Annotated in this window: 9 protein-coding genes; 7 read left to right on the top strand and 2 right to left on the bottom strand. The window is 62.0% G+C overall.

Annotated elements, in window-relative coordinates; genetic code table 11:
- Positions 1-144 precede the first annotated feature (144 nt).
- The gene (locus ACSFE6_RS12160) at positions 145-1299 is read right to left on the bottom strand and encodes an iron-containing alcohol dehydrogenase (protein WP_435427837.1); all 1155 of its coding nucleotides are present in this window, start codon (positions 1297-1299) and stop codon (positions 145-147) included.
- A 91-nt stretch (positions 1300-1390) separates the two neighbouring features.
- Positions 1391-4087 (bottom strand): LuxR C-terminal-related transcriptional regulator, encoded by a 2697-nt coding sequence (locus ACSFE6_RS12155; protein WP_435427836.1) that lies wholly within the window; start codon positions 4085-4087, stop codon positions 1391-1393.
- A 278-nt stretch (positions 4088-4365) separates the two neighbouring features.
- Between ACSFE6_RS12155 and ACSFE6_RS12150 the strand changes: the two genes are divergently transcribed.
- The 7 genes from ACSFE6_RS12150 (at position 4366) to ACSFE6_RS12120 (ending at position 13722) form a co-directional block, all read left to right on the top strand.
- Positions 4366-6336: an alkyl/aryl-sulfatase gene (locus tag ACSFE6_RS12150; protein WP_435427835.1), complete on the top strand. Its 1971-nt coding sequence runs from the start codon at positions 4366-4368 to the stop codon at positions 6334-6336.
- A 3-nt stretch (positions 6337-6339) separates the two neighbouring features.
- The gene (locus tag ACSFE6_RS12145; protein WP_435427834.1) at positions 6340-7044 is read left to right on the top strand and encodes a TetR/AcrR family transcriptional regulator; all 705 of its coding nucleotides are present in this window, start codon (positions 6340-6342) and stop codon (positions 7042-7044) included.
- A gap of 179 nt (positions 7045-7223) precedes the next feature.
- Entirely contained in the window at positions 7224-8654 is a 1431-nt protein-coding gene (locus ACSFE6_RS12140) for a hypothetical protein (protein ID WP_435427833.1), read from the top strand.
- Positions 8655-8657: 3 nt separating this feature from the next.
- On the top strand, positions 8658-10115 hold the full coding sequence (locus ACSFE6_RS12135; protein WP_435427832.1) for an acyl-CoA reductase: 1458 nt from the start codon (positions 8658-8660) through the stop codon (positions 10113-10115).
- A 165-nt stretch (positions 10116-10280) separates the two neighbouring features.
- The gene (locus ACSFE6_RS12130; RefSeq protein WP_435427831.1) at positions 10281-11342 is read left to right on the top strand and encodes an NAD(P)-dependent alcohol dehydrogenase; all 1062 of its coding nucleotides are present in this window, start codon (positions 10281-10283) and stop codon (positions 11340-11342) included.
- Positions 11343-11435: 93 nt separating this feature from the next.
- Positions 11436-12473: a DUF1254 domain-containing protein gene (locus tag ACSFE6_RS12125; protein ID WP_435427830.1), complete on the top strand. Its 1038-nt coding sequence runs from the start codon at positions 11436-11438 to the stop codon at positions 12471-12473.
- 61 nt (positions 12474-12534) lie between these two features.
- On the top strand, positions 12535-13722 hold the full coding sequence (locus ACSFE6_RS12120; RefSeq protein WP_435427829.1) for a lipid-transfer protein: 1188 nt from the start codon (positions 12535-12537) through the stop codon (positions 13720-13722).
- Positions 13723-13733 lie beyond the last annotated feature (11 nt).

Below are 13733 nucleotides of genomic sequence, written 5' to 3'. Positions count from 1 at the left end.
CCCCCCCCCCCCCCCCCCCCCCCCCCCCCCCCCCCCCCCCCCCCCCCCCCCCCCCCCCCCCCCCCCCCCCCCCCCCCCCCCCCCCCCCCCCCCCCCCCCCCCCCCCCCCCCCCCCCACAGAAGGATGTCGCTGCAGGCCTGTGGTCAGAACACCTGCCGGTAGATCGCCCGAACGTCATCCAGGCTCAGTTCGCGAGGGTTGTTGCCGAGCAGGCGTGCTTGCTTCATGGCGTCGATGGCCAGCGCTTCGAGATCGTCCAGTGTGATTCCCACGTCCCGCAGGCGCGTCGGCAGGCCAATGCGACCGGGCAATGCCTCCAGATGATCGATCAGGGCATTGGCTTTTTCCAAGGCCGAGCCTTGCGCCTCTGGCAGCAGTATCACGGCCAGTTCGGCATATAGCGATGCCGCAGCCTCCAGGTTGAAACGCATCACCGGCACCAGCACCAGCGAATTGGACAGGCCGTGAGGAATATGGAAGCGGGCGCCCAATGGATAAGCCAGCGCATGCACGGCAGCGACGGGTGCATTGGCAAACGCCATGCCGGCGAGGCAGGCGCCGAGCAACATCTGTTCCCGTGCCTCCACGTCCTGGCCGTTGTCGCACACCTGTTGCAGATTTTCCCCTAGCAGGCGTAGCGCCTCGCGAGCCAGGCAGTCGGAGATCGGGTTTTTCAGGTGCCGGGAGGTGTATGACTCGATGGCGTGCACCATGGAGTCGATACCGGTGGCCGCCGTGACGGAGCGGGGCAATCCCAATGTCAGGTCCGCGTCCAGCAAGGCGATGTCAGGCAACAGGGAAGGGGAAATGACCACATTCTTCTGGCCTTCGCCGGTGGTGATCACCGACACTGCGGTCACTTCCGATCCCGTGCCCGCCGTGGTAGGGACCAGGATCAGCGGCAAGCGACGGCCATTGGTCTGGTCGATGCCGTAGATGTCGGCCAGCGATTCCTCGCTGCGCGCAAGCAGAGCCGTCAACTTCGCTGCATCCAGCGAACTACCGCCGCCGAAGCCGATCACGCAATCGGCGCCGCATTGGCGAGCGGCTTGTACCGCTTCAAGAATGACCGACTCCGGTGGATCGGCCTGCACATCGCTGAACACTTGCAGCGCGATGCCCAGTCGGGCGAAACCGCCTTCCACCGGTGTGAGCAGGCCCGTAGCGAGCACGCCGGCATCGGTGACCAGCAGCACGGAGCGATGGCCCATTGACTGGACTTGTTCGGCGAGGCGGGCAGCAGCGCCCCGTTCGATGATGATGGATCGGGTGGTGTTGAACAGCAGGCGGCGTGTCATGTCGTCTCCCCGTGGATGGGCCGTTGGATCGGCGGTGTCCTACGAGGTTAGGTGCGCGGCAGCGAAGGGAGCCCCCCCCGGAAGAGAGGGGTCAGTCGATCAGTTTCTGGTTACGCGCCCAGACCATGGCGTCGTAACGGCTGGAAACGCCCAGCTTGGCGAAGATGTTGCGCAGGTTCCACTTCACGGTGTCCAGGGTAATGTCCAGCGTGAGGGCGATGCGCTTGCTCGACATGGCCTGGGCGACGAGACGGAGGATGTCGCATTCACGCGGGGTCAATTGTGGCGCCTGCCCGGGGGCCGCGCTGCGGCGCTTGCGGAGCGCGGCAAAGGTCGGGGCGCAAGGACCGGTGAGCTTGCCGATCAGTTCGTCCACGTACTGCCGAAGGGGATCCTCCAGCGCGCTTTGAGCCAGGCGGGAGAGCAGTTTCTCAGTCAACTTACCTTCATCCAGCAAGGTCCGAACCAGCCCCAGGCGCCGGCCGTTTTCCAGGGCCCGACGTAGCTGCGCAAGGGATTCTTCCGGGCGGTTAAGGTCTTCCAAAACTCCGGCCGACAACAGGTCGATGAGCACACCGAACCGGCCGCGGTGGAAACGGTCGGCAAAGTGCCTCGCCTCATTCAAGGCCTGCAACGCGGCTTGGGAGTCCTCGCGGCTGATCACCCGTGCACGCGCCAGGGCGGCAATCGCTGGTAATTCCGCCCGGCCACCCAGATCACTGCCGTGCGCACGGGCCAACTCTTCAAGCGATTGCAACAATTCCACGGCATGACTGCGCTGGCCCTTGATCAGGCTCACACGAATCTGCTCACCCAGCAAATGGGCCACCGGGCGGATCTGCCCCAAGCAGCGCAGGTGGGCGATTTGCTGGCGCAGAAAGGCCAGGGCGGCATCCGGGCCTTTCTGGAGCAGGTCGAGACGGCTGCGGCTGATGTTGGTCCGCACGATCACGTCCGGAATGGAGGAGTGCAGCAGGCCAAAACGATTGGCGATCAGCTCGCGGGCGTCATCGATCCGGTCCAGTTCGTAGAATGCATCGGCCAACAGGCTGGCGCAGAGGTTGGCGCAGATCGAACGAGGCCCGCCATCACGGGTGGAGCGCTCCAGCAATTCGCAGACCATGGGCTCGGCCTCGGCGATCTCGCCGGCCATCATATAGGTGGTCACGCGGGCGGATTCCGCCACCAGCGCCATGTCGTTGCTGCGATCCTGCAGCGGGATCGGATGGATGTCGAACAGGCGCCTTGCATCGGCATAGCGGCCTGCCGCCGTATAGGCGACAACCAGTGCTGCCAGCAGCACATAGCGCAGGAAGGGGTTTTCCATTGGTGCGTCGCGCACGGGCTCCAGCACGCGCATGGCGTGCTCGCTGTCGTCGTCCTGCAGGGCGATGGTGGCGTGGATCAGCGGCAGACCGCTGGCCAATTCGGGATGCTTGCTCAGATCGCTGGCCTGCAATCGGCCGAGCCAGGACTTCGCCCGTCCCGGACGCGAGGTCAACGACACGGTGAGGCAGGCCAGGAACAAAAGGCGCTGATGGCGAAACAGTACGTCTTCGGGCAGGCGCTCCAGCAGGCGCAAGGTCGGCGCCAGATAATTCAGGGTCCAGGTCGCCGGCGCCGTCCGTTCGATCACCCGGATGGCGAAGTCGATGTCTTCGCCCAGGCTAGCGTGACGAACCGCTTCGGTCAGGCAGTTGTTTTCTGCGAACCAGTGCGCACCCAGCCGATGCAGGGCGCACACATCCCGCCCACGACGTTCCAGCCGGGTGCCGAGGAATTCACCGAACAAGGGCTGAAAACGATACCAGGTGATGCGGTCATCGGAGTCAACCCGCTGGATCAACAGGTTCTCGTCTTCCATGCGCTGGATCAGCTCGCCGGCGTCGGCATTGCCCGTCACGGCGATAGCCATGGAAGCGTTGAAGCGACGGAAGATCGACAACGCTTCAGCGACTTCCACCAGTGCCACCGGCAAGTGCGCCACCACTTCTTCGCTGAGGTAGCTCTGCAGGTCACTGGAACGCCAGATCAGGTCATTGAGCACCGAGCGGGTTCCGGGTCGGTTCTTGAGCATGATGACGATCAGTTGCAGGCAGGACGGCCAGCCGCTGGTCAAGTCGTGGATCAAGCTCAGCTCATCGGCGTTGATCTTGTCGCGACCGAGGTTTTCTTCGATGAAGGTGCGGGTCTCGGCGAGGTCGAATGGCAGCTCGACACTTTCGATCTCCAGTACTTGATGCATGACCCGCAGGCGCGACAGGCTCAGGGGCGGGTTGACCCTCGACGCGAGTACCAGATGCAGGTTGGCCGGGCTTTGGTCGAGCAGTTTCTGCATCAGCTTGTGGGCATGGGGGACTTCCACATGGTGGTAGTCGTCGACGATCAGGTACAGCTCCTTGCTGAGTATGGCCGCCGCATCGACGATGATCGCGACCGAGGCCTCGATGGCATTAAGCGTGTTGTCTTCACGCAACAGGTCGATGTCGACCTCGATGCCCAGGCGCCGAACCCCCTCAAGAAACGCCGTGCAAAACGCGATGTAACCCTTGTCATCGGCCGTCAACGAAACCCAGGCAACCTCCGCGCCGGCCTTGAGCCGGTCCTGGCGCCACTGGGTCAGCAAGGTGGTCTTGCCGTACCCCGCGGCCCCGGTGACCAGCGTCAGTGTGCAGTGGTGCATGCGCTGGAGCTGCGCGAGCAGGGCGCTGCGAGACACGGGGCGGGTACCGATACGCGGGGGAGAAAACTTGGTCGAGGCCAGATGTCTGGCGTGTTGTTCCGGCAACTTTTTATCCTCGCGCCAGGGTCTGTTCGCTTCACGGCGAGTCGCGAAACTAGTCAACCTGATCAGTCAGGTCAAGATTTTACGATAGCCCAGTCAGGCCTCTGTGTCGGATGCGCACCCGGGTTGAGAACTACTGCCTGCCCCCTCCGAACGGAGGGGGTGGCCAGGCGGTTTCCGGGCGTAGCCTGTTCCTTAAAGACGCTCGATTCAAAGGACGACTGCCGCAGGTCGCCTTCAGGTCAACCATCGTGGACGCGATCCACCGTTAAGGAATGTGTATGCGCTATTCGCTTGTTGCTCTTGCCATCGCTGTTGTCCTGGCCGGTGGCCCGTCATGGGCGCAGGACGCCCCGTTGAACCCTGCCAAACCCGCCAGCCCGACCACAGCGGCAGTCAACCAGCAAGTCCTCAAGCAACTGCCGTTTCAGGATCGTGCCGATTATGAAGCCGCAGGCCGTGGACGGGTGGCCGCCTTTGAGGGCGAGATCAAGGATGCCGATGGCAATGTGGTGTGGAGTTCCCATCAGTACGATTTCCTCAAGCAGGAACAGGCGCCGGATACCGTTAACCCCAGCCTGTGGCGCATGGCACAGCTCAACGCGTTCGCCGGGTTGTTCCAGGTCACCGACAAGATCTATCAGATCCGCGGCATGGACCTGGCGAACATGACCATTATCGAAGGTGACGAGGGGTTGATCATCATTGATCCGCTCTACATCACAGAGACAGCTAAAGCCGGACTGGAGCTTTACTATCGCAATCGCCCCCGCAAACCTGTCGTTGCGGTGATCTACAGCCACAGCCACGTGGACCATTTTGGCGGCGTGCGCGGCGTGGTCGACGAGGCTGACGTCAAGGCCGGCAAGGTGCGTATCTACGCGCCAGCAGGTTTCATGGAGCATGCGATCCAGGAGAACGTGCTGGCGGGGGCCGCCATGTTCCGCCGCGGCATGTTCCAAAGCGGGGGCACGGTGGCCAGCAGCGAGCGTGGCCAGGTGGACACCGGCATTGGCAAGGGCACTCCGATGGGGGGCACCATCAGCCTGATTGCGCCGACCAACCTGATTGCTCAAGCACAGGAAAACCATGACATCGCCGGCGTGCAGTTCGAGTTTCAACTGACACCCGGCACCGAAGCGCCTTCGGAGATGAACGTTTACCTGCCGCAAATGCAGGCGCTGTGCATATCCGAGAATGCCGTGAAGTCGCTGCACAACCTGCTGACCCCCCGTGGTGCGGAAGTGCGTGATGGCAAGGCCTGGGCACAATTCCTCGATGATGCCTTGGTGCGTTATGGCGACAAGGCGCAAGTGATGTTCGCGCAACACAACTGGCCGACCTGGGGCGGTGAGCATATCCGCAACATGCTGGCGGACGAACGCGACATGTACGCCTTCATCAACAACCGCACCTTGAACCTGCTCAACCAGGGCATGACGGCGCTGGAAATCGCCGACGCAGTCAAGAAGATGCCCGGCGATCTGGATCAGAAATGGTACGCGAGGGGCTACTACGGAACCCTGAGTTTCAACACCCGGGCAGTGTACCAACGCTATATGGGCTTCTATGACGGTAACCCGGCCAACCTGGATCCGCTGCCTCCGGTAGACGCCGGCAAGCATTACGTGCAGGCCATGGGGGGAGCCGACAAGGTGCTGGAACTCATGCGATCCGCGATGCAAGCAGGCGATTACCGCTGGGCAGCGCAATTGGGCAACCATCTTGTCTTCGCCGAACCGGAAAACAAGGCCGCCCGCGATGCGCAGGCCGATGCGCTGGAACAGTTGGGCTATCGCAGCGAATCGGCGATCTGGCGCAACATGTACCTGACCGGTGCGCAGGAATTGCGTCAGATCAAGCCACCGCAAAGTGCCCGCTCCGCTGCCGACTTGATACGGGCGGCGACGCCGACCATGTTCATGGACCTGCTGGCCGTGCGCATGGATTCGGACAAGGCACAGGGCCATGACATGACCCTGAACTGGAACTTCAGCGAGCCGGATGAAAAGTTTGCCCTGACCTTGCGTAACGGCGTGCTGACTTATCGTGAAAACAGCAGCCACGCTCAGCCCGTTGCCACGGTGACCATGAGCAAGGCGGTGCTGGACCGCATCAGCCTGCGCCAACTGGATTTCCCCACGGCGCTCAAGCAGGGCGACGTCAAGCTCGAAGGCGATGGCGAACGCTTCAAGGCGATGCTCGGCATGCTGAGCAACTTCCAGCCGACGTTCAATGTCGTGACGCCCTGACCCATGGTCCATCCTGCGCCTGGCCACGAGGGCAAGGACTCTCGTGGCCAGAACAACCATGACAATGTCGTTGTGCAACTGCCGGCGAGGCCACGCAAGCGACCGAAGCAGGCACGTTCGGTCGCCTTGGTCGACGCCCTGAAAACCGCCGGACGCCATATTCTCGAAGGCGAGGGGCGCGAGGCGTTGTCGATCTACCGCCTCTCGGATTATTCCGGGGTGGCGATCAGCTCCATCTACGAATATTTCCCCACCATCGAATCATTGATCGGCGCGATTTTCGACGACTACCGCGCCGATACCCGTCAGCAAATGATCACCAGCCTCAACGCGTTGCCCGCGTCGGCCACCCTTTACGACGGCATCGAAATGATCCTGCGCACCGGCCTTGCAGCCTTGCATCGCTGGTTGCAGATCGACTCGCAACTGAGCATCAAATCCGCCTACTACGGCGAACTGGTGCGCCTGGACATCGTCAAGCCGGAACGCTTCTGGATCTCGGTGGTGATCCCGGCCCTGGTGCAGCGCTTTTCCGATCAGGTCTTGGTGCGTGATCGCGAGAAGGCTGGCTTCCTGGCTTACCAGGCGGTCACGGCGTTGCCCCGTGCGCTGTTGATCGAGAAACCGGAATACCTGCTCGATGTCGACACCGTTCACTTGCTGACGCGCATGCTCCATGCGCTGCTGACCACGGCAGACCCGGAATAAACCCTCACGGCCATCATTTCCGCTGAAATTTAATCAATAAAAACAGCATGTTGCAGTGCATTTTCGGATGCCGGAATCCGGAACAGACTCAGCCTCGAAGTCCCTAGACTGGTCCTGCCATGAAGGTCGTTGCGCATCAACGGCCAGGGCGCGACGAGTGAATCCCAGGAGACTGTCCCGTGACAAAAACAATAGAAGAGCAGGTCGACCTGCTGCTGAGCGACCCCGCGGCCCTGGTCGAGCACAGCTTGCAAAACTGGAAGCAATTGCCTGTCGAACAGATCGATGCGTTGCAGTTGGCGGGGCTCAAGCGCCGCTTCGGGGAAATGCGCGACCGTATCGCGGTGCTCAAGAAACTGGCGGACGCCGAGGGTATCGAGCATATCGAACAGCTGGATGATGTAGTGCCATTGCTGTTCGAGCACACGCTGTTCAAGTCCTACCCACCATCGCTGTTGGAAAAGAACAATTTTGCCGCCATCAACAAATGGCTGGGCAAATTGGTGATCCCTGAGCTGACGGCAAAAATCGCCGCGGTCGATGTCAGCACCTGCACCGGCCTGGACGACTGGTTCGAGACCATGGACCGCGAACTTCCGCAGCTGTGCCTGAGCCACACCTCGGGTACATCCGGGACGCTTTCGTTTCTGCCGTGCAGCACCCGCGAGTTCGAAAAGGCCTCCGAAGTGCGCAAGCTCTACGCGTGGAACATGAGCGGTGCAGACACGCCTGATCCGGATCTGCACACCGCGTACCCGTATTACCGCAAAGGCTACCTAAGCCACTTGCGCGGCATGGGCTCACTGGTGCGGGTACTGTTGCCCGACCCGTCGCATTTCCACCCGGCCTATCCGTCGACCCTGTCCAGCGACGTGCTGCGCCTGGGCGCCAGGCTTCGCGCGGCCCATACCAATGGCACGCTGGATCGCCTGGTGGTGGCGCCCGAACTGCTGGCCAAGAAAAAGGTCTTTGACCAACAACAAGTCGAGATGCCGCAGCATCTGGCGGCATTCTTCGATGACATCGCCACTCGCCTGAAGGGCAAGCGTGTCTACATCGGCGGTACCTGGAACCTGTTGCACAACATGGCCGTTGCCGGTCTGGAACGTGGTCTTGAAGGTGTATTCCATCCCGACTCCTACATCATCACCACCGGCGGCGCCAAAGGCGTGGTGCCGCCCGAGAACTGGCGCGAAGACGTCATGCGCTTTCTTGGGGTGAAAACGCTCAACGAGTCCTATGCCATGTCGGAGGTGGTCAGCGGCTCCCACCTCAAGTGCGAGCACGGCAACTACCACTTCTCGCACACCGCGATTCCATTCCTGCTGGATCCTGAAACCAGCAAGCCGCTGCCACGCCACGGTCGCCAGACGGGGCGCGCGGCGTTCTTCGACCTGGGGGCCGACATCCACTGGGGCGGTTTCATCACCGGTGACGAGGTCACCATCGAGTGGGATCAACCCTGTAGCTGTGGTCGGCCCAGCCGCTATGTGGTCGGCACGATCCAGCGCTACAGCGAGAAGAACGGCGGGGACGACAAGATTACCTGCGCCGCCTCCGAGCAATCCCATCGCGAGGCGATGGACTTCCTCAATACCCTGGAGGGCTGAGCCATGACCCATCCCATTGCACCGATGATCATTCGTGGTCAGGTGATCACCGACAACCTGATTGAAGTGGGTGGCCGCGGTGGCGATCTGAGCTTCCTGACCCCCGACGCGAACAAGTACATCGACCAGCTTCCGCTAGGCAATCCGGCCAGACTCGCCGATCTGTATACCTTGCGTTTCGACGATATTCTCGATTACGCCGTCGAACTCGGCGAGCGCCTGGACCTGTACAAGAACCCGTACCTGCAGGAAGCCTGTGAACTATCGTTCCTGACGGCGCCGACCACTCCGACCATCGTCAAGGGCTCCTACATGGGCCTCAAACACCTGCTGTCCCGAGAGTTCATCGCCGAAATGGCGGAAAGCACGGTGGGTATCAAGTATCTGGAAGGGTGGGTGCCGCAGACGCTGCTCGACGGCACCGAACTGCAAGTGCGTTGCTTCGGCGCGCGGACCTTGCACATCGTCGCCGGCAACGCAGTGTCCCTTTCGTTGTGGACCATCATCCGCAACATGGTGCTGCGTAGCGACGCAATCATCAAGGCGCCATCCAACGACCCGTTCACTGCGCTGGCCATCGCCCGCACCATGGTCGACATGGCGCCGGATCATCCGCTGACCAAACACCTTTCGGTGGCTTACTGGAAGGGCGGCGATGAGGCGTTCGAACAGCGCCTGTATCAACCGCAGAATCTGGAAAAAATTGTCGCTTGGGGAGGCTTCGCCTCGATGAAACACGTGACCAAGTATGTGCAGCCAGGGCTTGAGCTGATTTCCCTGGACCCCAAACGCAGCGCCAGCATCATCGGTCAGCAGACGTTCGACAGCGAAGCGAACATGCGCGAAGCGGCGGTGCGTCTGGCCGTGGATATCGGCGCAATCAACCAGAAAGGCTGTGTCTGCGCGCGGGTGGTTTACGTGCAGAGCGGCACGGATGAGCAAGGATTGGAACGGCTCAACACCTTTGGCCAATACGTTTATGAGGCCATGCTCGGTTTACCCAATACCGTCAGCACCACACCCAAACGCTATGACCCGGGCCTGAAGGCGCACGTCGACGCATTGCGCCTGGATGACGAGTGGTACAGGGTCATCGGCGGCAAGGCAGGCGAGGGCGCGATCATCTGCTCGCAACTGCCCGAGCCGGTGTCTTTTGCCGCCAGCCTGGACGACCGTACCGCCAACCTGGTGCCGGTCGATGACCTGAGCGAGATGATGGCGGCGGTCGATGCCTACACCCAGACCGTCGGCGTCTACCCCGAAAACATCAAGGATCAGCTCAAGGACGTGCTGCCGCTGTATGGCGCGCAACGGATCGTCTCGCTGGGCTACGCCGCATCGATGAAGTTTGCCGCGCCCCAGGATTCCATCGAACCGATGCGGCGCATGGGCAAGTGGATTTCCAACCAGGTCGCATCCCCCGAAACCAGCGCCGCACCGTGGCTGCGCCCGTCGATCTGACACCGTTCCCTGGACCAACACATCCCCTGTAGGAGCGAGCTTGCTCGCGATGGATTCGAAAACACCGCGTTGAACCCGCCTTTACGCGTCTTCGTTAACGACCATCGCGAGCAAGCTCGCTCCTACAAGGTGCTGTGTTGTCTGCCCAACTTTGGAGAAACCAGCATGACCACCTGCATCGGCTACGGCGTTCATGAAGCCAACGCCCCCCTCGAACCCCTGCGCTTCGAACGCCGAGCCCTGCGCGACGATGATGTCGCCATCGATATCGACTACTGCGGCGTCTGCCATTCGGACATGCATTACGTGCGCAACGACTGGAAAAGCACGCGTTTTCCTTGCGTACCGGGCCATGAAATCGTGGGACGGGTGACCGCAACGGGAGCGGCCGTCAGCCGTTACCGCGTAGGCGACCGGGTCGCCGTCGGTTGCCTGGTCGACAGTTGCCAGCAGTGCGAGGCCTGCGAACATCACCAGGAGCCGCATTGCACCCAGGGCATGACCCCGACCTACAACGGCCTGGACCGCCTCAGTGGCGAAGTGACCCGTGGTGGTTACGCCCAGCACATCGTGGTGCGCGAACGCTTCGTGCTGCGTGTTCCGCCCGCACTGGACCCGCGTTTCACGGGCCCCTTGCTGTGTGCGGGGATCACTGTCTGGACGCCAATGCGCGAGTACAACGTCAAGGCCGGCACCCGGTTGGCGGTCATCGGCCTTGGCGGCCTGGGCCACATGGCGGTGAAGCTGGGCGTGGCGTTGGGCGCCCAGGTCACCGTGATCACCACTTCACCGGGCAAGGCTGACGATGCCATGGCACTCGGTGCACATCATGTGCTGTTGTCCAGCGACCTTGCGGCCATGAACAGCGCCGCCAGCGGTTTTGATCTGATCCTCGATACCATCCCGCGCACTCATAACGTCAATCCTTACCTGATGCTGCTGGCGCGTAACGGTACGCTGGTGCTGGTTGGCGCACTGGAGCCCCTGGAGCCGATCCACGGCGCTTTGCTGGCCGTCAACAACCGTTCGATTGCCGGGACGTTGATCGGCGGGCTTGAACAGACCCAGGAACTGCTGGACTTCTGCGCCGAATACGAAGTACTGCCGAGTTGCGAAATGATCGATATCCAGCACATCAACGAAGCCTTTACGCGCATGCACAACAATGACGTGAAGTACCGCTTCGTGATCGACATGGCGTCGCTCAAGGAGGTCGACATCGCCTGACGGCGCGTGCGCGCGCCCCATACCCCCCAAAGCGGGAGGGGCGGTATGGGGCAGGCCAAGGCATAACGGTCCTTTATTTAAAAGGACGCCTACATGAACGAGTTGAAAGTACTGCTGGCCTCGTGCGCGCTGTTTGCTGCCTGCCTTTCCCCCGTGCATAGCCAGGCATTGCCGGGCTCGCCGGTTGTCGTGAACGTCGACAACTTTGTCCGTGCCGAGACTGACCGCTATTTCACCCTGACCGTCAAGCGGGCAGGGCTGGGCAACTTCTTTCATTGGCGCGAGCTGATTCCCGCCGGCGCCCAGACCGTCGTGCGACCCAACCGCGATACCTTGTATTCCAGTGTGGTGTTCGATCTGGATGCCGGGCCCGTCAACGTGAGCTTGCCCAACGCCGGCGATCGCTTCATGTCGCTGGCGCTGATCAATGAAGATCACAATGTGATCGATGTGCGCTACGCCCCCGGCACGTATACCGTCAGCAAGGCACAGGTGGGAACGCGCTACGTGATGCTTGGGGTGCGGATCCTGGTCGACCCCGCCGACCCGCAGGATCTGGACAAGGTCCACGGGATACAGGATGCCATTTCCGCTGTCCAGGCCAACGGGCCGGGAAGCTTCGATGTACCTGACTGGGACGAAGCGAGTCGGGCCAGGATGAGAAGCGCGCTGTCTGTCCTGGGACAATCACTCAGCGACTCCCGGGATATGTTCGGCAAGGCCGCTGACGTCAACCCGGTTCGCCATCTGATCGGCAGCGCGACGGCCTGGGGTGGCAATCCGCAAAAGGATGCGTTTTACCAGATTGTCACCCCCGAACGTAATGACGGGCAGACAACCTATCGGCTGGAGGTGGGCCAGGTGCCGGTTCGCGCCTTCTGGTCCATCAGTGTCTACGATGCCGAAGGCCACGTCCGACCCAATCCCCTTGGCGCCTATGCCATCAACAACCTGACCGCGAAGAAGGGCGAGGGCGGTCAGGTGTCCGTGCAGTTTGGCGACTGCTCGGCCAGCACGGTCAATTGTTTGCCGATCATGCCCGGCTGGAATTACATGGTGCGCTTCTACCTGCCTCAGCCATCGATCCTCGACGGGACCTGGAAGCTGCCCGAGGCGCGGCCGGCGTCCTGAAACGGATAGGCCCGTCAACACGCCGATGCGTTAGGATGCTGTCTAACGCATTGGAGCAGGCATGATGCACAAAGTCGTAATCGCCGGCGTCGGGATGATCCCGTTCGTCAAGCCGGGGCAGGGTGAGACCTATGTGGTCATGGGCGAGCAGGCCGTGCGGCTTGCATTGACCGACGCCGGTGTCGGCTACGCGTCGATCCAGCAGGCCTACGCCAGCTACATCTATGGCGACTCCTGTTGCGGTCAGCGCGTGCTCTACAACATCGGTATGTCCGGCATTCCGGTGATTAACGTCAACAACAATTGCTCCAGCGGTTCCACCGCGCTGTTCCTGGCCAACCAGGCCATCGCCGGTGGCATGGCCGAGGTTGTGTTGGCAGTCGGTTTCGAACAGATGAAGCCCGGCGCACTGGGCGACACTTTTCCCGACCGGCCATCGCCCGCGGAGTTGTTCCTTAGCCAGTGCGAGAGCAGTGAGCCCGGCAATACGCCGATGCCTGCCGCGCTGCGCCTGTTTGGCAGCGCCGGCCTTGAACACATGAACCGCTACGGCACGCCACTGGAGACCTTCGCCAAGATCCGCGCCAAGGCCAGCCGGCACGCGGCCAACAACCCGCAAGCGGTGTTTCGCAAAGTGGTCACCACCGAAGAAGTCATGACCGATCAAGGGCTTTGGCCTGGTGTCATGACCCGCTTGATGGCCTGCCCACCGACCTGCGGCGCGGCCGCGGTGGTGTTGTGCAGTGAGGCCTATGCCAAAACGCATGGCCTGGATCGCAGCGTGGCGATTGTCGGCCAGGCAATGACGACCGATGGCCCGCAAACCTTCCTGTCAGGCGACAGACGCGACGTTGCCGGTTATTCGATGTCCCGGGCGGCGGCGCAGAAGGCTTATGAAATGGCCGGTATCGGTGTCGAGGACGTGGACGTGGTGGAGCTGCATGACTGCTTCGCCCAGAACGAGCTGCTGAGCTACGAATCCCTGGGGCTGTGCCCGGAAGGTGGGGCGCAAAAGTTTGTCGATGATGGCGACAACACCTATGGCGGCCGGTATGTGGTCAACCCGTCAGGCGGGCTGCTGTCCAAGGGGCACCCCATCGGCGCGACGGGGCTGGCGCAATGCACCGAGCTGGTCCAGCAATTGCGAGGTCGCGCCGAGCGCCGCCAGGTGGAAGGCGCACGCATCGCCCTGCAGCACAACGTCGGTATCGGTGGCGCCTGCGTGGTGACCCTGTACCGCAAGGACTGAGGAAACGCCCC

This window comes from Pseudomonas baetica (genome assembly GCF_051216495.1).
Lineage (GTDB): Bacteria > Pseudomonadota > Gammaproteobacteria > Pseudomonadales > Pseudomonadaceae > Aquipseudomonas > Aquipseudomonas baetica_B.
Note: the sequence above shows the minus strand (reverse complement) of the source record. Positions and strands in the feature narration are given on the sequence as shown.